23 protein-coding genes and 1 pseudogene are annotated in these 25,123 nt (G+C 54.6%); 15 read left to right on the forward strand and 9 right to left on the reverse strand.

The genetic code is table 11. The features are described 5' to 3' along the window. Positions 1 to 44 precede the first annotated feature (44 nt). The 4 genes from LKE90_RS03390 (at position 45) to LKE90_RS03405 (ending at position 6,615) form a co-directional block, all read left to right on the forward strand. Complete coding sequence (locus LKE90_RS03390; protein ID WP_291490871.1) at positions 45 to 956, forward strand: ELM1/GtrOC1 family putative glycosyltransferase; 912 nt, start codon at positions 45 to 47, stop codon at positions 954 to 956. Between the two features lie 905 nt (positions 957 to 1,861). Continuing rightward, on the forward strand, positions 1,862 to 4,159 hold the full coding sequence (gspD, locus tag LKE90_RS03395; protein ID WP_291490872.1) for a type II secretion system secretin GspD: 2,298 nt from the start codon (positions 1,862 to 1,864) through the stop codon (positions 4,157 to 4,159). 387 nt (positions 4,160 to 4,546) lie between these two features. Then, positions 4,547 to 4,795: an acyl carrier protein gene (locus tag LKE90_RS03400; RefSeq protein ID WP_291490873.1), complete on the forward strand. Its 249-nt coding sequence runs from the start codon at positions 4,547 to 4,549 to the stop codon at positions 4,793 to 4,795. Between the two features lie 35 nt (positions 4,796 to 4,830). Then, positions 4,831 to 6,615, forward strand: a complete 1,785-nt coding sequence (locus LKE90_RS03405) for an HAD-IIIC family phosphatase (RefSeq protein ID WP_291490874.1) — start codon at positions 4,831 to 4,833, stop codon at positions 6,613 to 6,615. A gap of 93 nt (positions 6,616 to 6,708) precedes the next feature. Here the strand turns inward: LKE90_RS03405 and LKE90_RS03410 are convergent, their stop codons facing one another. Next, positions 6,709 to 8,028, reverse strand: a complete 1,320-nt coding sequence (locus tag LKE90_RS03410; RefSeq protein ID WP_291490875.1) for a tetratricopeptide repeat protein — start codon at positions 8,026 to 8,028, stop codon at positions 6,709 to 6,711. Between the two features lie 289 nt (positions 8,029 to 8,317). Here LKE90_RS03410 and LKE90_RS03415 point away from each other — a divergent pair, with 289 nt between their 5' ends. Continuing rightward, positions 8,318 to 8,560, forward strand: a complete 243-nt coding sequence (locus LKE90_RS03415; RefSeq protein ID WP_291490877.1) for a hypothetical protein — start codon at positions 8,318 to 8,320, stop codon at positions 8,558 to 8,560. Positions 8,561 to 8,865: 305 nt separating this feature from the next. Here the strand turns inward: LKE90_RS03415 and gltA are convergent, their stop codons facing one another. The 4 genes from gltA to LKE90_RS03435 form a co-directional block, all read right to left on the reverse strand. After that, positions 8,866 to 10,158: a citrate synthase gene (gltA, locus tag LKE90_RS03420; protein WP_291490878.1), complete on the reverse strand. Its 1,293-nt coding sequence runs from the start codon at positions 10,156 to 10,158 to the stop codon at positions 8,866 to 8,868. A 162-nt stretch (positions 10,159 to 10,320) separates the two neighbouring features. Continuing rightward, entirely contained in the window at positions 10,321 to 10,860 is a 540-nt protein-coding gene (locus tag LKE90_RS03425; protein WP_291490879.1) for a SixA phosphatase family protein, read from the reverse strand. Beyond that, positions 10,853 to 11,215 carry a chorismate mutase gene (locus LKE90_RS03430; RefSeq protein ID WP_291490880.1) on the reverse strand — a complete coding sequence of 121 codons (363 nt, stop codon included), beginning with the start codon at positions 11,213 to 11,215 and terminating at the stop codon, positions 10,853 to 10,855. The genes LKE90_RS03425 and LKE90_RS03430 overlap by 8 nt, the downstream gene beginning before the upstream one ends. Positions 11,216 to 11,368: 153 nt before the next feature. After that, complete coding sequence (locus LKE90_RS03435) at positions 11,369 to 12,118, reverse strand: metallophosphoesterase (RefSeq protein ID WP_291490881.1); 750 nt, start codon at positions 12,116 to 12,118, stop codon at positions 11,369 to 11,371. Between the two features lie 378 nt (positions 12,119 to 12,496). Between LKE90_RS03435 and LKE90_RS03440 the strand changes: the two genes are divergently transcribed. Together LKE90_RS03440 and LKE90_RS03445 are read left to right on the forward strand one after the other, a co-directional pair. Then, complete coding sequence (locus LKE90_RS03440; RefSeq protein ID WP_291490882.1) at positions 12,497 to 14,014, forward strand: succinate CoA transferase; 1,518 nt, start codon at positions 12,497 to 12,499, stop codon at positions 14,012 to 14,014. A gap of 180 nt (positions 14,015 to 14,194) precedes the next feature. Further along, a complete protein-coding gene (locus tag LKE90_RS03445; protein WP_291490883.1) occupies positions 14,195 to 15,265 on the forward strand; it encodes an acyltransferase family protein in 1,071 nt (356 codons plus the stop codon). A gap of 53 nt (positions 15,266 to 15,318) precedes the next feature. On the opposite strand, the pseudogene LKE90_RS03450 reads toward LKE90_RS03445, so the two are convergent. Next, a pseudogene (locus tag LKE90_RS03450) lies at positions 15,319 to 15,564 on the reverse strand (transposase); the annotation flags it as partial. A 200-nt stretch (positions 15,565 to 15,764) separates the two neighbouring features. Here LKE90_RS03450 and LKE90_RS03455 point away from each other — a divergent pair. Beyond that, positions 15,765 to 16,952, forward strand: a complete 1,188-nt coding sequence (locus LKE90_RS03455; RefSeq protein WP_291490884.1) for a glycerate kinase — start codon at positions 15,765 to 15,767, stop codon at positions 16,950 to 16,952. A 181-nt stretch (positions 16,953 to 17,133) separates the two neighbouring features. On the opposite strand, the gene LKE90_RS03460 is transcribed toward LKE90_RS03455, so the two are convergent. Both LKE90_RS03460 and LKE90_RS03465 read right to left on the reverse strand, forming a co-directional pair. After that, positions 17,134 to 17,889, reverse strand: a complete 756-nt coding sequence (locus LKE90_RS03460) for a DUF4422 domain-containing protein (protein ID WP_291490886.1) — start codon at positions 17,887 to 17,889, stop codon at positions 17,134 to 17,136. Between the two features lie 157 nt (positions 17,890 to 18,046). Continuing rightward, on the reverse strand, positions 18,047 to 18,406 hold the full coding sequence (locus LKE90_RS03465) for an acyl-CoA thioesterase (RefSeq protein ID WP_291490988.1): 360 nt from the start codon (positions 18,404 to 18,406) through the stop codon (positions 18,047 to 18,049). A 362-nt stretch (positions 18,407 to 18,768) separates the two neighbouring features. Between LKE90_RS03465 and LKE90_RS03470 the strand changes: the two genes are divergently transcribed. Then, complete coding sequence (locus LKE90_RS03470; protein WP_291490887.1) at positions 18,769 to 19,458, forward strand: hypothetical protein; 690 nt, start codon at positions 18,769 to 18,771, stop codon at positions 19,456 to 19,458. 237 nt (positions 19,459 to 19,695) lie between these two features. On the opposite strand, the gene LKE90_RS03475 is transcribed toward LKE90_RS03470, so the two are convergent. Then, positions 19,696 to 20,838 (reverse strand): glycosyltransferase family 2 protein, encoded by a 1,143-nt coding sequence (locus tag LKE90_RS03475; protein ID WP_291490888.1) that lies wholly within the window; start codon positions 20,836 to 20,838, stop codon positions 19,696 to 19,698. 197 nt (positions 20,839 to 21,035) lie between these two features. Here LKE90_RS03475 and ruvC point away from each other — a divergent pair, with 197 nt between their 5' ends. The 6 genes from ruvC to tolR all read left to right on the forward strand — a co-directional run bounded on the left by ruvC (position 21,036) and on the right by tolR (position 24,997). Continuing rightward, positions 21,036 to 21,578, forward strand: coding sequence for a crossover junction endodeoxyribonuclease RuvC (gene ruvC, locus LKE90_RS03480; RefSeq protein ID WP_291490889.1), 543 nt, complete (start codon positions 21,036 to 21,038; stop codon positions 21,576 to 21,578). Continuing rightward, positions 21,575 to 22,192 carry a Holliday junction branch migration protein RuvA gene (gene ruvA / locus LKE90_RS03485; protein ID WP_291490890.1) on the forward strand — a complete coding sequence of 206 codons (618 nt, stop codon included), beginning with the start codon at positions 21,575 to 21,577 and terminating at the stop codon, positions 22,190 to 22,192. The genes ruvC and ruvA overlap by 4 nt, the downstream gene beginning before the upstream one ends. Continuing rightward, positions 22,189 to 23,253 (forward strand): Holliday junction branch migration DNA helicase RuvB, encoded by a 1,065-nt coding sequence (gene ruvB, locus LKE90_RS03490; protein ID WP_291490891.1) that lies wholly within the window; start codon positions 22,189 to 22,191, stop codon positions 23,251 to 23,253. Before ruvA ends, ruvB begins: the two co-directional genes overlap by 4 nt. Next, a complete protein-coding gene (gene ybgC, locus LKE90_RS03495; RefSeq protein WP_291490892.1) occupies positions 23,250 to 23,657 on the forward strand; it encodes a tol-pal system-associated acyl-CoA thioesterase in 408 nt (135 codons plus the stop codon). Before ruvB ends, ybgC begins: the two co-directional genes overlap by 4 nt. A gap of 167 nt (positions 23,658 to 23,824) precedes the next feature. Continuing rightward, positions 23,825 to 24,547, forward strand: a complete 723-nt coding sequence (tolQ, locus tag LKE90_RS03500; RefSeq protein WP_291490893.1) for a protein TolQ — start codon at positions 23,825 to 23,827, stop codon at positions 24,545 to 24,547. Positions 24,548 to 24,550: 3 nt separating this feature from the next. Further along, positions 24,551 to 24,997, forward strand: a complete 447-nt coding sequence (tolR, locus tag LKE90_RS03505; protein ID WP_291490895.1) for a protein TolR — start codon at positions 24,551 to 24,553, stop codon at positions 24,995 to 24,997. The last annotated feature ends 126 nt before the right edge of the window (positions 24,998 to 25,123 follow it).

Consider the following 25,123-nt stretch of genomic DNA (forward strand, 5'->3'; position numbering starts at 1 on the left):
GAAAACCTGCTGACCTGCCCAGTGGACCAGCCTCGACACACGCCATGACGGATGCGCCGTCGCCGCCCGTGCCTGTATGGGTGATTGAATCAGCTCAGCCGGGCGGGTGTGGACCGGCTCATGCGCTTGCTGGTCGTCTCGGATGCTCTTTCAGGCGCTTGCGGGAGACGGCCTTTGTCGAGGGGGAGTCCCCGACGCCGGGACTTGTTCTGACGGCCGGGTTTTCCGCTGGAATGGCGGGGCTTTCCCTGCACAGAAAACTGAAGGTGCCGGTTGTGCACTGTTGCGGCATTCGGTCCGTAGCTCTGGCGGGCAGCCGCGTTTTTGACGAGGTGATTCTTTCGGGCTGGCATGTGTCGAAGAGGAAGAGCCGTCGCGTCTTTCCGGTTCTGGGGCCGCTGAGCGTTGTCTCCCCGGCGCTTTATGAGCGCGCCGAACGGCTCTGGCGGGAGAGGCTGGAGCATCTGCCAAGACCGAGAATTGCGGTGTGGCTTGAAACCGGGTGGAGTGATTCGGTTGCCGACGCCATGCTGGCCGCCCGTCAGATCGAACTGAGTATGAGGCTGTTCGGAGGTTCCGTAATGGTCACGATTGGCGAAGGTGTCTTAACAGCTTTTGCCAATGCCTTTGCCGAGGGGCTTGGCTCGTGCATCAAGCTGGTCTGGCGGCATGGTGAGCCTGACGACAATCCCGGGTTGGGATTTACGGCCTGCGCGGATGCCGTGATTATCTACGGGACACGGGTGTCCGTGTTGGTGGAGGCTGCGGCGAGTGTTCTTCCGCTGTTTCTGGGGCATGTTCCCGGTCGTTTTGGCGGATATAACAGTCTGGCGCGTGTTCTGCTGGAACGGGGAAACGCCCGGATATTTGACAGTGATTTCTCTCCGTGGCCTCGGGAAGCGCTTGACGAAACCGGCCGGGCCGCTGCCTTCATCAGGCAGAGATTCGGACTGTAAACCTTGTGGCGCGGGTGTGTGCAGACGCTCGATATATCTGTCGCGTTCTTATTGATGGCCCATTGCAGGTGTGATGGGCATACACGTTTTTATCGGTAACGTCCGTCATCATGGCGATGCCGCGCCTGACCTTCTATTAGAAGATACTCGACATCCATCACAGCGGTTAACATTCCAGCCTGAGAGGACGGACGGTTCGGACGTCCTGATTTCGGCTGAAAGCAGGTTTCTGTTAAATTTTGATGTATATCGTCCGATTGCGCCGCGATTGCCTTGTTCGGCTCTGGTCTGGAATGGCAAAGCTGGTATCAACGCCCGACATGGCCCGGGCCGTATGTGGGTGAACTCACTCCCTGCAATTTGCTCCGATGAGGGCCGATCTCGTGCTTGAGGGAGTCACTGGAAGTGGTGCTGACGTTAGTGTTTGAAACGGCATCCTCCATGAGTATTCGATGAATGACATAGCGGACTACTCAGAGTTTTCGTCATGGCGGCAAAAACGGACGTTTCGGTTGTGAGCGCTGCCTTGAAAGATGATCTCTCCGATCGACAGTCTCCTCTCGTCAATGGAATATTTTCTGTGATTGCGGGTGAGATGTCGGCTGAAGTCCATCGGAATTGCGTTGTCACGAAGCCGGTCAGCGATCTGATATGGCAAGACAAACGCTTAAATTTTTCAGTTTCTGACGGTGATCTTCAGCAGGACGGACAGCAGGCGGGGCAGGGATTTCATGATTTCGGAACTGTGAAAAGAGAGCATGAAGCCGGAACTCACCGGGGCGTCAGCCCATCATACGGGAATGCTTCGACGGAACGGAGATTCCGTGTTTGATGTGTCTAAAAAATATCATGAAATATATGAATCTTTTTGATTCGTATCTGCTTTGGTCTGCCCGGGAATCCCTATGAAACATCACCATAATCTGTCTCTGGCGGCCGGAGTGCTGGGTCTGCTGTCCCTTACGGGATGTCAGGAAAACGAACCCGTTGTGACACCCCTGCCGGGGTCGGTCGTGTCGATGAACGCGCCGGAACGGACAAACGGCCAGATCAGCGTCACGACAGGTTCAAAAGCGCTGGCGTCGTATGGCCGTCACTCCTCAAGCGGGCTGGTGTCAGCCGGACAGAGTGACGGAGGGGATATTACCCTGAATTTCGCTGGAACAGATGTCAGGGCAGTGGTCGATCAGATTCTTGGCGACCTGATGGGCGTGAATTATACGATTGATCCCGGCGTGCAGGGCACCATCACGTTGCGGGTGACGAAACCGATCAGACGCGACCAGCTGCTTCCTGTGCTGAAAGATATTCTGGCTGGCGCCAGTGCAACTGTCGTGCAGGATAATGGCCTTTATCGTGTCGTGCCTCTCGCCGGAGGCAGGTCTGGTGGCGGGCCGGGTGGCAGCGCCGAGCAGGGGCAGATTGCGATTGCCCTGAAATACACCTCTGCGGAAAATCTGGCCAAGGTACTGAAACCATTCGAACAGAATGGCGGGCACATTGCCGCTTCCAGCGGCTCGAACGTGATCATCGTCAGCGGTGATCCGGCCAGCCGCCAGTCTCTTGCTGATCTCGTCAGAAGTTTTGATACGGATATTCTGTCCGGCATGTCCTACGCGCTTCTCCCATCCATATCGGGAAATGCACAGGAACTGTCTCATGCTTTGCAGACAGCGCTCGATGCGGGAAAGAACGGTGCGCTGTCTGGGCAGCTTCAGATCGTGCCGATGTCGCGCATCGACAGTGTTCTCGTCGTGGCGCACACCGAACGACAGATTGCCGATATACAAAGGCTCTATCGTCTGGTGGAGGCTCGCCGGTACAAAACGGCTCGCGTCTGGAATGTCTATTATCTCCAGAATGAGCGGGCCAATGATGTGGCCTACGTGCTGCAACAGGCGTTTACCCCAAGCCACGTGACGGCGCGTCCGACGACGCAGAATTCATCGGTTGGCCAGATGGGTAACGCGATGAGCCAGAACGGCATGTCCGGCGGCAGCAATTCGAGTTCCGGTTCTTCTCTGGGGGACAGCAGCCAGCAGCAGGGACTGAGCGCGCTCTCATCCGGGAGCAGCGGTTCTTCCAGCAGTCAGGGTGACGGAACGTCAGGGAGCAGCGGTGGCCAGTCCTCCCAGCAGCAGGATGACGGCATTTCCAACAATCCTCTGCTTGGTGGTCTTGGTAATCAGGGGAGCGGTGAAGGCTCTCATGAGACCGTGAAAATCATCCCTGATTTACAGAATAATTCGATACTTGTTTACGGCACGCCGGAAGAAACCGGCGACGTGATTGCCATGCTGCACAAGATAGACATTATTCCGCTTCAGGTAAGGATCGACGCCACGGTCGCGGAAGTCACGCTGAATGACAAACTTCAGTATGGAACACAGTTCTTTTTCAAATCAGGCGGTGTGAACGGCATCCTGAGCAACGCGACGCAGAGTATCTCCTCAACCCTGACCTCGTCCCAGTTGAGCAGCTCGTTTCCCGGCTTCGTGCTCGGGGGAAGCAGTCAGGGTGGCGCGCCTTTCGTCATCAATATTCTTCAGGGAATCACCAAGGTTCAGGTTCTGTCCTCGCCGGAACTGATGGTGATGGATAACCAGTCCGCCTCGCTGATGGTCGGTGATCTGGTGCCGTATCTGACCGGCTCGACCACGGGCGTTCTGACCTCCAACTCGACAATCACGAATTCCATCAACTACCAACCGACGGGCGTCATTCTTCAGATCACGCCACATGTCAGCAACGGCGATCTGGTAACGCTCGATGTATCGCAACAGGTCAGTCAGGTATCGTCGTCAACAACTTCGACGGGAAGCGGCTCCATCAATAGTCCGACCTTTTCCGAACGTCAGGTGAAATCCCGTGTGGAGATTGCTGACGGTCAAACCGTTGGTCTCGCAGGCATGATCACGGATAACCGGCAGACCGGAAATCAGGGTATGCCGTGGGTCAAGGATATCCCGCTTCTGGGGGCTCTGGCGGGCAGCCAGACCAATACGCGCTCCCGAACGGAGCTTCTGGTGCTGATCACTCCGCATGTCATTCACAGTCAGACAGACGCGGCGAAGCTCACTCAGGATATGCGCGAACTGCTGCCGCACGCGGCGATGCTGCAACCTGAACTCGACAAGACCCCGCTGTCAGGGTCTTCAAATCCCAATCACCGTGTTCTGCGGGCTGTCGGACTGAATGACTGATAAAGTAAACGGGCGATTTCATCCGATGGCCAATACTGCCGAGCCGGTGTGAAAAACCGCTTGCTTCGTAAGGATGCGGTGTAAAGTCGACAGTATGCGGGGTTTCTGCTCACCATCCGTCAGATGAGACACCTGGCTGATGTGTCATGCGGACGTGGGTAAACTGCTGGCGGAGGTGAGATGTGCGGGCGGTGAGGGTGGTTGTCCTGCCGCTTATCAAACAGGAAATATTTCCGTCTTAAATCAGACGATGTCGTACTGGTTTACGGGAAGGGGCAGAGGCGGGTGCCTTTGAATTCGCGCATTTAGGTGTAAGATAAATAGCAGCACGATCGTCGTACTACTGGTTCCATAAAGCCAGTAACAGAAAAATAACGGAGAGTTTCGATGAGCATGACCCCTGAGCGTATTCGCAAGCGTCTTGTTCGTGTCTTCAATACCATTCTGCCGGGAAAGAGTGCTGAGGAAATCCCTGAGGCAACAATGGACAACACTGAAGCGTGGGACTCTCTGGCGACACTGTCACTCTTTACGCTTGCTGAAGAAGAGTTCGGGATCAAGCTTGGACTGGACCTGATCGGTCAGACGAAAAGCTTTGCAGCGCTTGAGACGCTGGTTACCGAAAAAGTCGGCTGATCAGTTTCCGGTCTGTCCAGCGTTAGGAGTTGTCTGTGTCTGATTTGCCTCTTTCTGCAAAAACGATTCCCGGTCTTGGTGACATTCTGTCCACCGGCACGCGCATTGTCGCGGGGGCATGGCCGTTTGGGGAGGCGGAAGAATTCCGCAATCTCAAAGTCCATATCATGGGCACGACAACCACCGACATGCTGGCGCGGGCGATTGCCATCGGCTGCGTGCAGGAGAAGGTCCGTCCGCATATCACGCAGTCTCTGTATGGCTCCTTCATGCAGGATGTGCTGAACCCGGCTTCCGAGTTTTACAGCATCAAACCGGATATCGCGGTCATCGTTTCGGACTGGCGCAGTCTGGTGGCGGATATTCCGGCCAGCACAAGCGAGGAAGACGTCTCCACTCTCATCGACAGGAAGGCGAATGAAATCCTGTCGATGTGGCGACGCATCAGCCAGAATTGTGGCGCGAAGATCATTCACCATTTTCCGCCGCCGCCGCAGTTCCGTCTGACCGGCATCGCCGAGCAGTATCTGCCGTCATCCTATACCAATCAGCTTCAGCAGCTTCTCAGAAGATTGTGGGCCGCCGAGACATTCGGTGTGCAGATCATTGATTTCGGTCGCTTTGCGCTGGAATACGGCAATGGCGCAGCCTTTGCCCCCAGAAGCTGGTACAGCGCCAAGCTGCCGATCGAAAACAGCGCTCTGCCTGCTTACGTTCCTCTGTTCCGCTCTGCTTTGCGCGGCGCTCTGAACACGGCGAAAAAGGCTCTGGTTCTCGATCTCGACAACACGCTCTGGGGTGGCGTGATCGGCGATGATGGTGTGGACGGTATCAAGATCGGTAGCGGTGATGCCGTATCCGAGGCTTATGCGGCCTTCCAGAGCTATGTGAAGCTTCTTGCCGATCGCGGGATCATTCTCGCCGTGTGCAGCAAGAACAATCCTGACATTGCGAAGACCGGTTTTGACAAGCCGGGCAGCATTCTCAAGGTCGGCGATTTCGCTGCTTTCGAAGCGTCATGGGACGACAAGGCCAACGGCCTGCGCAAGATCGCCAAGCAGTTGAATATCGGTCTCGACGCGCTGGTGTTCGTTGATGACAATCCGGCTGAATGCACGCTTGTCCGGCAGGAGCTTCCGCAAGTCAGCACCGTCCATCTGGATGGTGATCCGGCTGACTTCATCGCGCAGGTCGAGCAGGGCTACTGGTTCCAGTTCCAGAAATACAGCCGCGACGATTTTGCCAGGACGGAGGCTTACGCCATGCGTGCGGCGGCGCTTGCCGAGCAGGATGATGCGTCTGATCTGCCGTCCTACCTCCGCAGTCTGGACATGGCCGGGCAGGCCGTCCGTCCTTCGGAAGGTCAGATCGAGCGTGTCGTGCAACTGGGGCAGAAAACCAACCAGTTCAACCTTCTGACACAGCGATTTGACGAGCAGACTGTCCGTGATTTCATGACGGATGACGGCAATGTCGTTCTGGCCTGCTCCCTGAAGGACAAGTTCGGCGATCATGGTCTGGTTTCGGTTCTGATTGCTCAGAAGCAGAACGATGATCTCGATATTGCCGAATGGACGATGAGCTGCCGCGTCTTCTCCCGCACTTTCGAGCAGTTCATCATGAATGAGTTGATCCGGATCGCTCAGGAAAAGAATGTCCACCGGATTGTGGGACGTTTCAAGGCGACCGCCAAGAATAGTGTTGTGGCAGACCTGTATGAACGTCTCGGCTTCGCGCGCGACGGCGATGAACAGTGGGTTCTGGAACTGGCTGGTGTAACAGAGCCGCTGGAGACTTATGTGACACCGGTTTCTGCATAAAGCTTTCTGAAATGGAGAAAGGCCTCAGGGTGATTTCGCTCTGAGGCCTTTTTTATACTGCCATGTATGCAGTTTTCAGTGCTGTCCTGATTGTCAGACGTATGACAACCAGGTGATAGCGTCTTGTTTCCTGTCCATCCGGTCAAGTTCGTTTTTGATAGCTGCTGTGATCCGGATATCGAAGGCAAGCCCTTCATCTCTCGTGAAATTGGTGATTTCGTTCCAAGTGTAGTCGAACGGAAACGGGATGTGGAAATAGGTGACATTCCGGGATTCCGGACATTCCTGAACCTGACGGTTGCAGTTCAGAACGAGAAGTCGTGAAGCGTTCTTTTCAAGGATTTTTTCCATGCTGTGGACAAATTCAGGCAGGTCGCACTCACCCGCTATGGCGTAGACAAGCAGGCAGTTGCTCCTGCGCCACATATCCTGAAAGGCATCTATCTTCTTGTTGATCAGAGAGAAGAAATTCTTGTGGTCAGCGCCGATGAGCGTGCGACCGCGCTCGTGGCCAAAATGAACGCCGCTGGGACGATGCATCATTCTTGGAGCGCCGGCCGGGTCCTGGCTTTCATAATAGTTTTCCGGATTTCGAAAGCTCTCAAAATCACTAAGCAGAGCTTCTGCGGCTGAGTTCCGTCCGAAAGCGCCAAGATCGAAAATCGTTATGGCGTCTGGGTCGCCGATATATTTCAGCAGACCCCAGCGATTTGCTATTGAGTAGGGTAGGCAGTTCTGTCCGAGGGACAGGATTTGTGTCGTGTTTCCGCTGCAAGACAGCCTCTTCCGATTCCAGAGAGCTGATTCGGCGATGACACGGAGATTGGCATAATTGATGCCATCAAGAACCGGGTTCCCGGGATCACAGCGTTTGAGGAAGATGTTGCAAAGCTCAATCTGGCGCTCAAAATCGCCGATTGTTTCAAGAGCGAAGTAGAGCGCCGCGCCACACTGATCGAACCGTGTCAGCACATCCCAGTATCTGGCGAGAACGGCTCTGATCGCACCGAATTCCTTCTTCTCGACGAGAGGGAGAAAAATCTCGGTTACAACCGGCAGGTAGGATAAATCCGCACGTGGATCATGCTGTCTGAGCACGGCATTGCGTCGCCGGATACATTCATCCCAGTCGGCTCGGGCGTCAAAGGCGCGTGTCCAGCCCAGTGTGAAGCCGACATCGTCAGCGAATGCCCTGTAACAGAACTCTGTACATTCATCCGCTTTCTGCGTCAGACGGGCATGTTGCAGGGCAGACAAATACTGCCACCAGATTCCCCGATCATCAGGAAAACTTTTTGCAAGGCTCTCAAATATATCGCACGCTTCTTCGTAATCGCCATCCTCCATGAGTTCCATCGCCGCACGGAATCCTGACGATTTATCTTCCTCGGAAACAGGAATATCTTCTGACACGAGAGTTTCTCCCCAACGGCCCGCACACTGCCTGACATGGTTTCAAAAGGTAAATGGGACAAGCCGGGGCAGACCACTACAAAACTGAGTGGTATCGGCAGGCGGCGTCAGGCAATGATGCGTGATGAAATCCATGTTGGTACAGGATTGTAACAACAGATTCGGACGAGTTGATACATAACGTGAGTTAAACGTGATGCTGGAGGGTGAGCCATTTCCTTGCGGAGACGAAAGGCATAAGATATAATCATCGAGTTGCAAATGATTATCAATTCTAAGGATAAACAAAGTGGTCGATAGCAGTCGGATAGCGAGAAACTGCGAAAGGGCTGTGATCACGGCTTATCAGGAGCTGAAGCTGGTCGGAACAAATGATGTTTCCGCCTTCAATGCCTGCACGACTCTCTACCGCATCCACCATCCGGAATCGTCCCTCAATGAAGCAAGGCGTCTGGTCTCCGAGTGGATTGATCATCATGTCGTAAAGAAAAGCAATGAACCGACAGAAGGCTGTGACTGCGTCGTAAAATAGGCCGCATTTTCCTGTTTGGTAGTGTCATTGCAACCCGTTCTTTCCAGCCGACCAGATCACGGTTGTACCGGTCTGGTTGAAGAGCATTTGCCTGTTTGGGGAAACGCTCATTGAGCTTTCCTGTGGTTCGGAAAGCCTCCAGACATCCCTTGATGTCATCTCCGCCGACATGAATGCGTAACGCTGTTCAGGCTCATTTCAGCGAGGAGACTGGCTGTTCGCCCCGCTTTCCGTGCAAGACGTAATCGCAATAAAAAAGGAGGCCACCTTTCGGGTGGCCTCCTTTTTTCGGTCATCAGGGTCTTTCAGCCGCGCTTGTCCAGTTCGACAAAACCGCGTTCTGCATAACCGGTGTAGAGCTGACGGGGACGGCTGATACGCTGCCCGGGTTCCTCGATCATTTCCTTCCACTGGCTGATCCAGCCTGTGGTGCGGGCGACCGCGAACAGCACGGTGAACATGCTGGTGGGAATGCCCATCGCCTTCAGGATGATGCCGGAATAGAAATCGACATTCGGATAGAGCTTGCGCTGCACGAAATAGTCGTCGCTGAGAGCGATATTTTCCAGCTCAACGGCCAGATCGAGTTCCGGATCATCCTTGATGCCGAGTTCCGACAGCACTTCATGACAGGTCGCCTGCATGATTTTCGCGCGTGGGTCGAAATTCTTGTAGACGCGATGTCCGAAGCCCATGAGCTTCACGCCGCTGTTCTTGTCTTTCACCTTGGAGATGAAGTCAGGGATGTTGTCCTTGGAGCCGATGCTGGCCAGCATTTTCAGCACGGCTTCATTGGCGCCGCCATGAGCCGGTCCCCACAGAGCCGCGATGCCGGCGGCGATACAGGCGAACGGGTTGGCGCCGGTTGAGCCGGCCAGACGCACTGTCGAGGTCGAGGCGTTCTGCTCGTGATCGGCATGGAGGATGAGAATACGGTTCATGGCGCGCGCCAGAACCGGGTTCACCTTGTAGGGCTCGGAGGGGCGGGCGAACATCATCGAGAGAAAATTCTCGGCGTAGTTCAGATCGTTGCGCGGATAAACGAACGGCTCGCCAACCGTGTATTTGTAAGCCCATGCGGCAATCGTCGGGATTTTGGCGATCAGACGCATGGCCGAAAGGTCACGACTCTCTTTTCTGGAGATGTCGTTGGCGTCCGGATAGAAGGCGGACAGGGCGCCGACCGTGCCGCACAGGATCGCCATCGGGTGGGCGTCACGGCGGTAGCCGTTGAAGAAGTTGCGAATCTGCTCATGCAGCAGGGTATGATTCGTGAGGGTGTTCACGAAGGAATCATGCTGCTGCTTGTTGGGCAGTTCCCCGTTGAGAAGCAGGTAAACCACTTCCGGATAGGACGCGTGCTCAGCGAGCTGTTCGATAGGGTAACCCCGATGCAGCAGGATGCCCTTGTCACCATCAATGAAGGTAATCTTGCTTTCGCAAGAGGCGGTCTCGCCATAGCCAGGGTCGAACGTGAAAACGCCCGTATCATGGGTCAGACGACGAATATCGACGACATCCGGCCCCAGAATGCCCTTGAGAACCGGCAGTTCCGCCGACTTGTCTCCGATTTTGATGCTGGCAGTTGTACCCGTCACAGCTTCCTCCGACGCGCTCGATGGCGCTACTTCTGAAACGATCTTGCCACACGTCTGACAGACGGTGGCGTCAAAAATGAATGTCTCCGATCACGAGCGAAATCGGAACCCTGCAATCAGGTCACCTTGTTGCGAGGCATGGTTTTATCGCCGGATTTCCGCTCAATTTTGCGAGAACGATTCCATCCACGCGGTTTTCGGCCCCAGAGATTTCCATGCCAGAGCTATGGTTTCCCGCTCCTCCACCTCGACATTGAAGGTCGCAAGCGTTCCGAGTTCGAAATCAGACTCGAGAGCAACCTCCACGCCATTCAGGTAGCGGGCGAGGGCCGGGAGCCCCGGATTGTGGCCCACCAATAGAATCGTATGCACAGAATCCGGCGTTGCCCGGAGACGCGCGAGCAGCTCGTCGGGGGCCGCGAGATACAGGGTCGGCTCGATGCGGATTTCGGGCCGGGCGTTGCGTCCGAACGGAAGCAGCCCGGCATAGGTCTGGCGGGTCCGCATGGCCGGACTGCACAGCACCAGATCCGGGACGAGACCCGCCCGGCGCATGCTCTCCCCGCGTTGTCTTGCCATGCGATGACCGACATCTGTCAGCGGACGTGCGAGATCGGCTTTCGTGCTCATGTCACCACCTTCGGGTGGTGCGGCCTCGCAATGTCTGAGCAGCAGGAGGCGATGGGCGACCGGTTTAATCATTGCTGACAGATCCCACAGTGGCGTCCGTCTGTCTGGCAATGGCCTCATGATGCCGGATGACTTCGCTGATGATGAAATTCAGGAATTTCTCGGCAAAGTCAGGGTCCAGCTTGGCGTCCTTCGCCAGTTGCCTGAGCCGAGTGATCTGGCGCTTCTCTCTCGACGGATCGGCTGGCGGCATCCGGTAGCGGGCTTTCAATTCGCCGACGGCCTGCGTGCAGCGGAACCGCTCGGCCAGAATCGCCACGAGCGCCATGTCGATATTGTCGATGCTCTGACGGAGCGCCGCCAGCTCGGCATTCTGTCGGCTGAGACTGTCGGTGGAAGGAGTCGTGTCAGAGGAGGCAGAAGTCACGCCATTTGGTCCTGTTGTGTCATGTGTCCCGGACCTTCCTTGACGCCGGAAGACGTGGCTGGTCGGGACGATTGAGAATCGGCTGTGTCATCATGCCGCGAGCAGAGAGAACAGGGCAACGGGCCGTCTGCGGGTTTGTGATAAAATCACGTCTCAGAAAAACGATGACGGTGGGGGATAGTCGGGGATGTCACGGACTTCATCAGGCAGATCAATCCATGCCAGATGGCCGCCTTTTCCTGCCCCTGTATCGACAAAAACCGCGGCTCCGCCAGCACGTCCATGCTTCACCCAAGGCCTTCCGTCCGTGGAACGTCGATCATGGCCGCAGTAAACAGTGTGTCCCATGGGGATATGGTCCACCCAGTTCAGGCGGCGTTCCGGATAACCGTCAGGCTGGGTTTTTCCCGTTACCTCACCGAAAAGGGCGCGTGAGAGCAGAGGTGAGACATTATCCAGACCGGAGGGCGCGGTTTCTTCCAGCATGCCGGTATGAAAAGCCGCATGGACAAATATCCTGCGGCCGATCCGCAGCCATGTGGGGGCGTCTTTCAGAAGCGGGAGCAGGGCTTCCCGGATATCCGCGTTTCTTGGTTCATGAATCTGCTCCAGTGTTGCTTCCAGAGGAGGATCGCGTCGCAGCTTTCGGCCCATGAGGGCGCGTCCCAGCTTGCGGTCATGATTTCCCAGAAGGAAAAGGCCTCTTTCTTTCTGGATGATGTCAGCCATCAGTCGGAGCGTGCCGGCGCTGTCGGGACCGTAATCGACCAGGTCGCCCAACTGGATGATGAAGCGATCGGTTGCGGCGGCGTGGCGGAACGCATCCAGATCACCATGCACGTCTCCTACGACGCGAATGCGTCGACCGGCGATACGGTGCTGTAAGTCTCTCTGGTCATACATGGCGTGCTCGCTTGCGACATCACTCTGTCATATTTGGCCAATTTTTCTCGTGAGCGAAGGGGGCATTTCATTATTTATTGCCTTTTATAACGCGGTCCCGACTTTTGTGGCGTACTGACCTCACGAAAATTCGATCGGATAAGAGGGGTAAACAGGGGCTACGCACATTCATGTGAGACGCGTTTTCCGACGAATTGAGCGTAGATGGGAAACCGAATGATTTCGGGGAGGACTTGAGATGGTTTTCTGCACAGAAAACAAGAAACAGTCAGAGGACCGCTCCCGCTCCCGGATCAGGTGGCTCGATGTAGACGATTCCCGAGTGGGACGCGGCTGCGGGGCCGGTCCATTGAATCGAAGCTGGAACTGGAACGCTTTATGACTGATCGTATCCGTAACCAGGCGTTGCGCGCCAAGGAAATGCCGGCGGAAGCCGCAGCCGCCATGATCGGCAACGGCGCCACTCTGGGAACCAGCGGTTTCACCGGCGCTGCCTATCCGAAGGCCATCCCCATGGCGCTGGCTGACCGGATCGCCGCGGCGACGGCGAAAGGTGAGGAACTCAAGGTTCGTCTTGTGACGGGCGCATCCACGGGGCCTCAGATGGATGGCGCTCTCGCGAAGGTGCATGGCGTTTCCTACCGCTCGCCGTTCAACACCGACGCAGCGATGCGCAACAACATCAATTCCGGTGAAACCGAGTATTTCGATACGCATCTCGGACTGGTCGCTCCCCGCGCCATGCAGGGCAATTACGGCAAGTTCGATTTCGCCGTGATCGAGGCGACCGCGATTCGCGAAGATGGTGGTATCGTTCCGACATCGTCGGTCGGCAATTCGCAGACGTTCATGGATCTGGCCGAAAAGGTCATCATCGAGGTCAATGACTGGCAGCCCGAAGGTCTTGAGGGCATGCACGACGTGTTCCGGGGCAATATCAGCGGCATGGCGCCCCGCGACATCATTCCGCTCACGAGCGCGGATGGTCGCATTGGAGAGACATTCCTGCGGGTCGATCCCGGCAAGATTGCCGCGATTGTCCGTAGCAGCGAGCCCGACCGGAACGCGCCGTTCGCCAAGCCCGACGATTCGGCAAAGGCTATTGCCGGGCATCTGCTTGAGTTTTTCGAGCATGAAGTGAAGGTTGGCCGTCTGCCAGCGAATCTGCTGCCGTTGCAGTCAGGGGTCGGCAATGTGGCCAATGCGGTTCTCGATGGTCTCAACGAGGGACCGTTCGAGAATCTGATGGGCTACTCCGAGGTCATTCAGGACGGCATGCTGCGTATGCTGGACAATGGTCGGATGAAGATCGCGTCCGCGACGTCGTTCTCTCTCAGCCCCGACGCCGTTGAGGAAATCAACAGCCGTATTTCCTTCTTCCGTGAGAAGATCATTCTCCGCCAGCAGGATGTCAGCAACAACGCTGAAGTCATCCGTCGTCTTGGCTGTATCGCCATGAACGGCATGCTGGAGGCCGATATCTACGGCAACATCAATTCGACCCGTGTCATGGGCTCGAAAATGATGAACGGCATCGGTGGGTCAGGCGACTTCGCCCGTAACTCCTACCTGTCGATCTTCCTGACGCCGTCCACGGCTAAAGATGGTCACATTTCGGCAATCGTTCCGATGGCGGCGCATGTGGATCACATCATGCAGGACAGCCAGATCATCGTGACGGAGCAGGGGCTGGCCGATATGCGTGGTCTGGGTCCGGTGCAGCGTGCTGAAGTGGTGATCCGCAACTGCGCGCATCCGACATACCGGCCGATGCTGGAAGATTATCTGACCCGCGCTCTGAAGGACTCCTTCGGCAAGCATACGCCTCATCTGCTTAAGGAAGCGCTCTCCTGGCATGAGCGTTTTGTGGAAACCGGCTCCATGCTGCCGGGCTGAAGCGCACTGCTTTCTATTGAAAGTGAAAAGGGCGTTCCGTAAGGACGCCCTTTTTCGATTGCTTCTGTTTTGAGTATTGCCATTGGCGATTTAGCCAGTATTTTTCTGCTCAAGAAAACAAAGATATTCCGTCAACGTTTTCTGTAAATTTTGAGCGAATTAATGCAGGTAGCAGATAAAATGGATACTTTTCCTGATCATGAAAATAAATCAAGAAAGGTAAATCATATTCAGGCATTGGATGGGCTTCGGGGTCTTGCTGCGTTTATGGTTGTTTATGGGCATATGAGTGCCTCTGATTTTTCCATGAATACTGGTGTTTTGTTTGCTGTTGGTAATTATGGTGTTCTTTTATTCTTTGTTTTGAGTGGATTTTTGATGGGTTATATTTATATAGGAAAGGAATTTACATTAAAATCTGTCAGAGCTTATCTTGTTGCACGTGTAGCTAGAATTGTCCCTCTTTATTATATAACAATTCTATCTAGTTTTTTTGCTTTTGAAATGTGCAGTCATGATTTTGTCTATAAAATTGATATCTATCAATTGGTTAGAAGTTTTCTTTTTTTTGGGTCCGCGAGTGTTTTTTGGTCAATTGGGCCGGAGTTTCAGTTCTATGTTTTGTTTATAGGCGTATGGTTTTTTTTATCGCAAAAAAAACATACTCGATTAAGCTGTGCAGTGTGTCTTGTTCCCTTACTTATTGGGATTTTTTTAATACGGCAAAAGCTTCCTGGAGTGTTTGTATTTTCAAAGTTGCATATCTTTTTGTTTGGTGTTTTTTTGGGAATGAATGCTGATTTCTTTTCTAATATTTTAAATAAAAAAATATTTCTTTATTTTCAGTCTATGTCTATATTATTTATATTTTTAATATTTTTTCCGGTTTCTGTATTTAGAAATATTATTTACAGTAATTTAAAGGATGATATCCTTCTATCGTTTTATTATCAAGATTTTGCAAAAATTTTTATGGCGGGATTTATTGTCTTTTCATTCTGTAAAAAAACAATTTTATCTAAGTATATTTTATCTAATAGAATTATAACTAATTTCGGAAAATTTAGTTTTTCTGTTTATTTGCTTCACTTCCCAATTTTGTGGTTTATATCTTATTTTGGAATAATCCATTACATTAATAATGTATTATCTATTTTGTTTTCAATTGCTGTTATATATTTTTTCTCTTTTTGTAGTTTTTATTTAATAGAGGCCCCACTTCAGAGGCTGGTGAAGGAAAAATTGTTATGACTGTTTTTTATTTAATTTTATGGCGTGTCGTCAGTTAGAGCCTGTTTGGAAAATCACGAGTGAGCATTTCTGCGCATGAGATTGGTGCCCATGGCGGCGAAGATCGTGGCCTGTGACACGTCGACGCGGCGCTCGTAATCACGCCCGAGTCGTCGCCAGCGGGTCATCCAGCAAAAAGTCCTCTCGACCACCCATCGTCGTGGCAGGACCTCGAAGCCCTTTGCTCCGTCGTGGCGGCGGATGATCTCGACGATGAAATCCAGATAAGTCGTCTTGTTCATCAACTTCAGGCGGTTATATCGGCGGGTCAAATCAGCAGACCAGATACTCGCCTCGGTGAAACGTTTTTGACACAAGAAAATGAACCGAATTTCAGTTCGTGTCAGCGATCATACTGCTTGACTGACGACACGTCGTAATATTTTCTTTCTTATAGAGTTTATCGAAATGTCCATTGTGCTATTTGGATTGTGTAGCCAAAATGCGCTAAAATATTCTCATGCAAAATCGAATAAAAATCGCTATCGTCTGCGATTCCTTCAAGGAAAGCCTCACTGCAATCGCGGTGGCCGAGTCTATCCAGACTGGTTTTCAGGACATATTCCCCGATGCGGAGTTTGTCGCCTGTCCAGCGGCTGATGGTGGCGAGGGTACCGTCTCGGCTCTTGTTGCCGCTACAAACGGTAAATTGGTGGAGGTGTCGGTTACCGGCCCGCTCGGCGCGCCCGTCAATTCCTTCTATGGCATCACGGGAGACGGACGCATCGCCGTGATCGAGATGGCTGCGGCTGCCGGACTTGAAATGCTGTCTCCCGATCAGCGTGACCCAGGACGAACCACGACCCGAGGTGTAGGTGATCTCATTCGACATGCTCTGGATGAGGGATGTCGGCATTTCATTATTGGTCTTGGTGGGAGCGCCACGAATGATGGAGCGGCCGGTCTGGCGCAGGCGCTCGGCGCACGTTTGCTGGACGGGCAGGGGCGCGAGCTTGAGGCGGGTGGGCTGGCCCTGAGTCGACTTGCACGCATTGATCTATCGGACTTTGAACCGCGGTTGGCCGAATGCACGGTGGAGATTGCCTGTGACGTGGACAACCCTCTGCTTGGTGCAGAAGGGGCTTCCGCCGTGTTTGGGCCTCAAAAAGGAGCTTCGGACGAACTTGTCGCGGCCTTGGATGCTGCTCTGGCTGTATATGCCTGTCGTCTGGAAGAGGATCTGGGAAAGAAGGTCGCTGATATCCCCGGCGCCGGTGCGGCAGGAGGAGCCGGAGCGGGAACGCTTGCTTTTCTGAATGCCCGGTTGAGGCCGGGTTTTGAGATTGTAAGCGAGATACTTGAGCTGGAAGAAAAGCTGGGCTCTGCCGATCTGGTTATCACGGGCGAAGGACGCATTGACGGTCAGACTATTAGGGGGAAAACGCCGGCGGGCGTGGCGGCTCTGGCAGAGCGTCTGGGAAAGCCGGTTATCGCGTTTGGCGGGTCATTGGGAATAGATGTCGAAAAGGTGCATCAGGTGGGGATCGCGGCTGTTTTCGCATCGGTTTCCCGACCATGCACACTTGTCGAAGCTCTTGCCGAGGCTCGTCCCAATCTGATCCGTGCGGCGCGTAACGTAGCGGCTACACTCAGGCTCGGCATGGTTTTGAAAGAGAAGTCAGATCAGGCAGAGGCGTTGGGTCGCTGAACGAAATCTGATGCAAGGATATCTCTTCCCGGATGCAGGCGGCTGGCAGTCTGGGGTTTCGCAACCCGCATGAGAGGTTGGGGCATTCAATCCCAACCCGAAAGCGTGATGCAGAAAAATAGAGGCTTTGTTTTCAGCGGAATTTGTAACTGACAGAATATATATCTGTCAGAAATTCATGTCATGGGCTGTCGACAACGACCATGTGGCGCTCACCAATGCAGAATCTGTGGCGGTTCCTGAGCAACCAGACATTGCAGAGCCTCTCTGATATAAAACCAAAAATGCGTTGCTGGTAATCATCGTAGTTTCTGTAGAAGGTCATGTCTTTCATCACAAAAAGAATTTTGAAAAGCCATTCGCAATATTCTGCAAATATTTCTCTTCTGGTGATCATCATATTGCAGTTGTACATGTGTGTTACACTCTGCATGGTGTAATCATAAGCATCTACATAGTCAGGGTAGATTTTTTTGATCACTTCGCGCACTAAATAAAGGTCTTCAACATGATGACTGGCGCCATAATTCTGAAGAATCTGCCCGACATGGGGGCGTACAGGCAGGATCAGATCCGTATGACCCTCAAGTTCACTGAAATCATGTGAAGCTGCAATCTCTTTATCGTCAGTGAGAGTGAAGTTGTTTCCGTTGTGGTCTGCTACGTATTGATCAATTCCATACTTAATCTTGGAAAAATATCTTCTGTAGTGAACGAGTCCGATAAAATCGGACGAAATATCGTTTTTCCAGGCCCAGTATAATACGGTCAATTCACAGAAATTCTTGTTCAGATCGGAAATATTGTCACCAACATCGTCGCCCTGATAAGAGGTTGTCGTTTTTGCAATCGCTTTTCCTCCTTGAATGGGAACGTAGTTTTTATCAAATGGCGGTTTGAATTCTTTATGTGTTGCAATATATATTTTAATATTCACTCTTTAACCCTTCTAAGTCCTTAACTTCGAATCTGCAATGACATGACTATGCATAAGAAATATGGATGAATAAATCATAACCGCAGAGCGTATGAATATATGGACAGCCGACCGGATTTGAGTGGGTCTGCTCCCTGAAAATCACAGGTCTGTCTTATTAGTCCGTGATTGTATCAAATCCGGCTTCTGGTGGCAGGCGACGAGGCTTGCGGTTTTCATCCAGCGCAACAAAAGTGAATTTGCCCTGCGTCACTCTGCGACGTTCGTTGGTGTTGCGGGCTCTGCGCCAAGTCTCGACATGGACGATAATTGAGGTCGAGCCTGTCTGGGTGATCTTGGTGTAGATGCTGACCTCATCGCCGACGGCGACCGGTTCATGAAAAATGAAGCTGTCGATCGCCACGGTGACGCAACGGCCTTTGGCACGAAAAGCCGCAGCGGTTCCAGCGGCGAGGTCCATCTGGGAGACAAGCCAGCCTCCAAAAACGTCTCCGGCGGGATTGGTGTCGGTCGGCATGGCTACAACACGGATCGTCGGGATCACTTCGGGAGGGTAGGGAGAACTTGTCGGCACAAGAATGATCCTTCGTCGTGTCAGAGTAGTAATGCGGCGCCCCGATAGCCGGGAGAGCGACTTTACTGCTGTGAGATAAACCATAAGCCTTTTGTGGGGGAGATGTGCAACAGGCCGCGTCTGAAAAGTCGGGGTTGTGTCCTGTTCGTGATGGTGTTCAGGAATATTGCAGGCGGACAAGCGCCTTCCTGCTGGACGGGTTGCTGTTGGTTCTCAAATTGCGACAGTTGTGCAATCAGGAATGGCATAGGGTAATCATTGCCTGTAACGTTGTGTGATATGAATATTGAAGGCGTCTTGACACCATGAAACCCTCGACATTTTTTCGTCCGGTCAGGTCCTGCCGTGCCGTAGCCCTTGCCGCCATGATGTCTGGATGTGCAGTCACCGCTCTTGTGGCCGAACCTGCGGCAGCGCAAAGCGTGATTACTGCCACAGATAGTACGATTGCTACGGTTGAAACCGTTGACAGCGATACGGGAGAAATCCTGCTGCGTGCTGAAGATGGTGATCTGTTCACGCTTGATGTGCCTTTGAAGCGTCATGCTCTGCCCCATCTGGATGTGGGAGACCGACTGAGCATTCGTGCGCTCAAGACGCTGGATGCAACGCTTGCGGCTCCCGACAGCCCGGTGCCGCAGTCCACCACGTCCACCGCCCGTGGTTACGCGAATCGTCATCCGCACGGTACGCTTGTGACCTTCAGGCGTCGGCGTGTCAGTGTTGTCTCAGCCGACGCGGATGCGCACACCTTGACGGTCATCGATTCAGCCGGAACGCAGCGTGAAGTCGTGGTGAAGCAGAAAATATTCCAGCCGATGCTCGCCCAGTTGAAAAAAGACGACAAGATTGATGTCACGACGATGGAATCAGTGTCGTTCACTGTTCTTAATCGTGTGGTCGCACCCAACATATCGGTTCAGCAGCAGGCTGGCGCACCGGTTTCTCCCAGTGCTCCGTCGCAGCCTTCCGCGCCTGCTTCTGCCGGCCAGTAATCCGGCATGAGGAGAAAAACCGTTTTTCTTGCCGGGAAAGCGGACAGTTCTCTCAGTGTCTCCGTGCTGCACAGGATGACAAGGCTGATTACGGTCTTTGTCATCCTGATAGGAATCACGGCCTGTCATGCCTCTGAAGAAAGCGGAAATCACCGTTCTGTTCGAGGCTTGTATGGGACCGGAAGTATAGGCGTGGCACCGTAAGGAAAGATGGTTACAGGATTGGCGCTTCTGTCTTCAGGATGCGGCGGGTTTCCTGCGGGGCTGTCTGGTCTGTCCTCTGGCAGAGGCTTTCTTTGATTGCGCCTGCTTTTTTCTGGGTGTGCTCAGGATCAGGCTGTCCGGAAGGGCGGCCTCTGCGATCACACCTCCAGAGATGGTTTCCATGACAGGGCGTCCTTCATCCCGGCCATGTGAGATGTAATGGCGCAAGGGCGGAAAACCTGCGGCTCCCACATCGGCATTGAGCTGGAGGTAAATCGCAGGATCAAAATAAGTCGTTTTTGTAATCCTGCCTTTGGTCACATCAATAAAATCAGTTTGATCTGGTATGCCGGGTTTTCCGGAGGCCTTTTCTGTCAGGTATTGGGAGGCGATTCCCAAGGCTGGCATGAGGTCGGCCAGCCCCTGAAATCGCAGAAAGACCCCGTTATCAAACTGCCTGAGATAATCATCCTCTTTCATGCCCAGATACCGGATCAGACGGGCTTCCGGTCCATTGTAGCCTGTCAGAATTTTGGGGTTATCGAGGGGGACGGCCTTTTCCAGCTTATAACGCGCATGTTGCAGCAGATTGGAAAAAGGCTTGTTGTGCATGTGAAGGAAAGTGAAATCCGTAATCCGCCGCCCATGGGAGATTCTCGACGAGCAACTCTGGAAGCCAAAGTCCATGTCGTCCAGAGTCTCTGCCGCAAGGAAAGTCCGGATATGCGGTTCGGGTCGAAAATATCCCGGTCTTGAAGGCACATTGAACAGCATCGACTGAATCTCGAATGTGCGCTTGTCACCGAGCAGGGCGTCAAAGGCTCCGTGGATGGCTGTTCTGGCGCAACTCAGGCCGTCCTCCGTAAAAACGGCAAGAAATTCATCACAGTCGACGGGGAGAACAAAATCATACTGCCCTCCAGAATCCCAGTGACGAATGACATTTTTGAAATGTTCGTGGCGACCGAGAAAATCCTCCGGGCGATTATGCCCCCAGTGAATATCCGCGCCTGCGCGTTCATATGTTCTGAGGGTTTCAATGACAGCCGGATCAGTCGAGTTGTTGTCAAAAACACAGAGATTCTGAAAGCCGAAAAGATAACCGTAATATCGGAACCAGGCCTCAAGGAGGAGTGTCTCATCCCGCTGCATCATGAGACATCTTACTCGGGCCATCGCTGTTTTTCCTTCGCCTGCTCCGGACAGTCACTCCGGCTTATCATGGAAATTATTAAAGATATCTTTCCTGTGAGCGTGAGTTAGGTTGGAGGTAATAAATATTCAGCATACCGCCGGGTCTTTCCACCCGGCCGAATGACGCTTTCGTGGGGACGCTCTGGCGTGCGGGGGGCAAGAACGCTAAGAGAACAAACATGACTTCACGAGCCCGCCTCATCGGCATCGATCCCGGATTGCGCTTCACTGGTTGGGGTGTGATCGACGTTGACGGCAATCGTCTCATTCACGTCGCGGACGGGGTGATCGCAACCGATAGCAGTGAGCCTGTGCCCGCCCGGCTGTGCGCCCTTTATGATGCGCTGACGGCCCTGATCCAGACACACAAACCCAATGAAGCCGCCGTGGAAGAAACCTATGTCAACCGCAACGGTTCCTCGACCCTGAAGCTTGGATATGCCCGTGGGGTTGCGCTTCTGGCTCCCGCGTTAGAAGGTCTGGAAGTGGCTGAATATGGGGCGATGTCCGTCAAGCGCGCTGTGGTCGGAACGGGAGCGGCTACCAAGGAGCAGGTTGAAATGATGGTGCGTCGCCTGCTGCCCAGCGCTTCGATCTCCCGCAATGACGCGTCGGACGCACTGGCAGTCGCCATCTGTCACGCGCATCACCGCGCCAGCGCCTTGCGAGTGGAAACAGGGAGCTGGAGCGCTTCTGCCCGTGGCGCGGGTGCGCGCCGATGATCGCTTCCCTGACCGGTCTGCTTTCCCATGTGGAGAATGATCGCTGCGTGATCGACGTGAATGGTGTGGGCTATCTCGTCTTTGCCTCCACCCGCACGATTTCGGCGCTCCCGAACCCACCCGAGCTTGCAAAGGTTCTGGTCGAAACCATTGTCCGTGAAGACGCCATCCTTCTCTATGGTTTCGCAACCACGGCCGAGCGCGAATGGTTTCGCACACTCACCGCCATTCAGGGTGTTGGCGCCAAGGTGGCGCTCGGTCTCCTCTCCACACTGTCTCCGTCCGAACTGATTTCCGCCATCGCCAGCGCAGACAAGGCCAGTCTGACCCGTGCGCCCGGTGTGGGAGGGCGTCTTGCAGATCGTCTGCTGACCGAATTGCGCGACAAGGCCGGAAAAATGCCGGGTGGCGGGGGCGGCACAGCGACAGCCGCGATCATCGCTCAGGGTAATGTCGGTGGAACCATTGAGGCGGACGCCCTGCTGGCGCTCGCCGGGTTGGGCTTTCGCCGCGCGGAAGCATGGCCGATCGTGTCGCGTCTGATTGCGGAAAAAGGCGCCGATGCGACGCTGGATGGCGTTATCCGTGATGCCCTGAAAGATCTGGCGAAATGAACGACCGCACAGTCGATCCCGGACGCACCGAAGAGGATATGGGGGAAGGTGGTCTTCGCCCCCAGACCCTTGCCGACTTCACAGGCCAGAAAGCAAGCCGGGAAAATCTGGCTATTTTTATCGAAGCAGCGCGTAATCGCGGCGAGGCGCTCGACCATGTTCTGCTGCATGGACCGCCGGGGTTGGGAAAGACGACTCTCGCGCAGATTGTCTCACGTGAACTCGGTGTGGGGTTTCGCGCCACGTCCGGGCCAGTGATCCAGAGGGCAGGGGATCTGGCGGCTATCCTGACCAATCTTCAGCCGCGTGATGTGCTGTTCATTGACGAGATTCATCGCCTGCAACCCGCCATTGAGGAAATCCTCTATCCGGCGATGGAGGATTTCCAGCTTGATCTGATCATCGGAGAGGGACCGGCCGCCCGCTCGGTAAGGATTGATCTCGCACCATTCACGCTGGTCGCGGCGACAACCCGCGCCGGGTTGCTGGCGACGCCTCTGCGGGACCGTTTCGGTATCCCGCTACGGCTGGTGTTCTACACCCCGGACGAGTTGCAGCTCATCGTGTCCAGAGGCGCACGCAAGCTTGGTTTTGCGTTGACGGAGGCTGGCGCGATGGAGATTGCCCGTCGGTCACGCGGAACACCGCGTATTGCCGGGCGACTCTTGCGGCGGGTACGGGATTTCGCGTCGGTCGGCAATGTTGATGGCGAACCTGTCGGCGCTGAACTGGCTGATGCGGCGCTGACCCGTCTTGAGGTGGATGGTCTGGGTCTTGACGGCATGGACCGTCGCTATCTGCGGCGGATCGCGGACTATCACAACGGCGGTCCGGTCGGTGTGGAAACACTGGCGGCGGCTCTAGCCGAAGCGAGAGACACGCTGGAGGATGTGATCGAGCCGTATCTGATTCAGGAGGGGCTGGTGCTGCGTACCAGCCGGGGGCGCGTGCTGGGTGAGCGTGGCTGGCGACATCTCGGGCTGACACCACCGGCATCGGCCCAGATGGCGCAGTTCGATCTGCTTGCAGAAGATGACGTGACCGGAGAAGACGAAGCATGACCATTCATAATATCGACTTCCGAATCTATTACGAAGACACCGATGCGGGTGGTGTCGTCTATCATGCGCGCTATCTGGCTTTTGCAGAGCGGGCGCGCACGGAAGCCATCCGTTCGGAAGGCATGTCGGCGATGGACCTGCTGAACGATCACGGCCTTCTGTTCGTGGTTCGCAACGCGACTCTCGATTATCGCCGTCCACTGCGTCTCGACGATGTCTTCACTGTCCGCACCAGACTGAAGGCGCAGGCGGCCGCGACATGTCATCTGGTGCAGGATTTTATCAAGGATGACACGATTTGCGTTCATACGGATGTGCGGCTGGCCTGCATCCGTGCTGCAGATGGGCGGCCTGCCCGATTTCCGCCTTCGTGGCGTGCTCTGCTTGCCAGACTTGAAGAATGAAACACGAATGATGGGAAGGTCTCTTCTGCTTTCCGCGGGAAGACAGTAAGGATCGCCAGACGATTCGACTATTCGGCGAGTCGGGAGTGCACTGTCTTCTCTGGCTGTCGCTGGGAGCCGGTCGCGCGGCAGAAAAAAGCAGGTCCGTTCAGGACAGGAGGCGTTTTTTGGATCAAGCAGCGGTAGACGCAACAAATCTCGCCGCAGCTGCGGGCGGGAATTTGTCGCTGTGGGGCCTGTTCGTGCAGGCGTCGTTCGTCGTCAAACTGGTTATGCTCGGCCTTGTCGGTTGCAGCATCTGGGTCTGGGCCATCATCTTCGACAAGATTGTAACCCTTCGTCGTGTCGAGCGGCAGGCTACAGCTTTTGAGGACAAGTTCTGGTCCGGCGGCAGTCTGGACGATCTGTATGAAAACGAGGGCGCCAAGCCTGCCCATCCGATGGCCGCCATTTTTGGCGCGGCGATGGGCGAGTGGCGTCGGTCCTCCCGTATTCCGGGCGTGGATCTCGTTCATGGCGGCGTGCAGGAGCGGGTCGACAGGGCGATGAACATCACCATTACGCGTGAGATGGAACGTCTTGAGCGCTGGATGATTTTCCTCGCAACCATCGGGCCGATCGCACCGTTTATCGGTCTGTTCGGCACGGTCTGGGGCATCATGCATTCGTTCAGCTCGATTGCGGCGATGCACAACACGAACCTGAGCGTTGTGGCCCCCGGTATCTCCGAGGCGCTGTTCGCAACGGCGATCGGTCTTATCACTGCGATTCCGGCTGTGATCGGCTACAACGTGATCAACAATTCCCTGACGCATTTTCAGGATCGTCTGGAAGGCTTCGGCACCGAATTCGCAGCCATCCTGTCCCGTCAGTCCGAGGAAAGGGCGTAAGTCATGGGCGTGTCGGTCGGAGGAAGGGGCGGTCGTCGCGGCTCACGCCGTCGTGGTCGTCCGATGTCGGACATCAACGTCACACCGCTTGTCGACGTCATGCTGGTGCTGCTGATCATTTTTATGGTCACGTCACCGATGATGACCAGCGGCGTCAACGTGGATCTGCCGAAAACCGACGCCAAGCCGGTGAATGCGGACACCAAGCCGATCACCGTGTCCATCAAGGCGGACGGTTCCATCTATCTCGGTGACAACCCTGTTTCCGCGGATGAACTGGTCAGTCAGCTCAAGGCCGCTGCACAGAATGATCAGGAGCACCGTATCTTTGTGCGGGGTGACGCGCATATCGACTACGGCAAGGTCATGCAGGTAATGGGCCAGATCACGGCTGGTGGCTTCACGCATGTCGCCCTGCTGGCGCAGCAGCCTGCTGCCACAGGTCAGTGAGTTCTGTCGCTCATGCCTGAAACTGCTGCTTTTTTCTTCACTATGCCCCGGTGCGGTAGCCACGGACCTCAAGAACGGTCCGTCGGTCTGCCGCGCTGCGGTGCGATGTCAGGAGTCTGACACTCC

Origin of the sequence: Acetobacter sp. (genome assembly GCF_022483985.1) — a bacterium.
In the GTDB taxonomy this organism is placed as follows: domain Bacteria; phylum Pseudomonadota; class Alphaproteobacteria; order Acetobacterales; family Acetobacteraceae; genus Acetobacter.

Coding starts and splice junctions, on each gene's coding strand:
- ruvC (WP_291490889.1), top strand. CDS start 21,036: ATGACTTCACGAGCCCGCCTCATCGGCATCGATCCCGGATTGCGCTTC.
- LKE90_RS03455 (WP_291490884.1), top strand. CDS start 15,765: ATGCAAAATCGAATAAAAATCGCTATCGTCTGCGATTCCTTCAAGGAA.
- LKE90_RS03445 (WP_291490883.1), top strand. CDS start 14,195: ATGGATACTTTTCCTGATCATGAAAATAAATCAAGAAAGGTAAATCAT.
- ybgC (WP_291490892.1), top strand. CDS start 23,250: ATGACCATTCATAATATCGACTTCCGAATCTATTACGAAGACACCGAT.
- LKE90_RS03440 (WP_291490882.1), top strand. CDS start 12,497: ATGACTGATCGTATCCGTAACCAGGCGTTGCGCGCCAAGGAAATGCCG.
- LKE90_RS03465 (WP_291490988.1), bottom strand. CDS start 18,406: ATGCCGACCGACACCAATCCCGCCGGAGACGTTTTTGGAGGCTGGCTT.
- LKE90_RS03475 (WP_291490888.1), bottom strand. CDS start 20,838: ATGGCCCGAGTAAGATGTCTCATGATGCAGCGGGATGAGACACTCCTC.
- ruvB (WP_291490891.1), top strand. CDS start 22,189: ATGAACGACCGCACAGTCGATCCCGGACGCACCGAAGAGGATATGGGG.
- tolR (WP_291490895.1), top strand. CDS start 24,551: ATGGGCGTGTCGGTCGGAGGAAGGGGCGGTCGTCGCGGCTCACGCCGT.
- LKE90_RS03425 (WP_291490879.1), bottom strand. CDS start 10,860: ATGATTAAACCGGTCGCCCATCGCCTCCTGCTGCTCAGACATTGCGAG.
- ruvA (WP_291490890.1), top strand. CDS start 21,575: ATGATCGCTTCCCTGACCGGTCTGCTTTCCCATGTGGAGAATGATCGC.
- gspD (WP_291490872.1), top strand. CDS start 1,862: ATGAAACATCACCATAATCTGTCTCTGGCGGCCGGAGTGCTGGGTCTG.
- LKE90_RS03400 (WP_291490873.1), top strand. CDS start 4,547: ATGAGCATGACCCCTGAGCGTATTCGCAAGCGTCTTGTTCGTGTCTTC.
- LKE90_RS03470 (WP_291490887.1), top strand. CDS start 18,769: ATGAAACCCTCGACATTTTTTCGTCCGGTCAGGTCCTGCCGTGCCGTA.
- LKE90_RS03390 (WP_291490871.1), top strand. CDS start 45: ATGACGGATGCGCCGTCGCCGCCCGTGCCTGTATGGGTGATTGAATCA.
- LKE90_RS03435 (WP_291490881.1), bottom strand. CDS start 12,118: ATGTATGACCAGAGAGACTTACAGCACCGTATCGCCGGTCGACGCATT.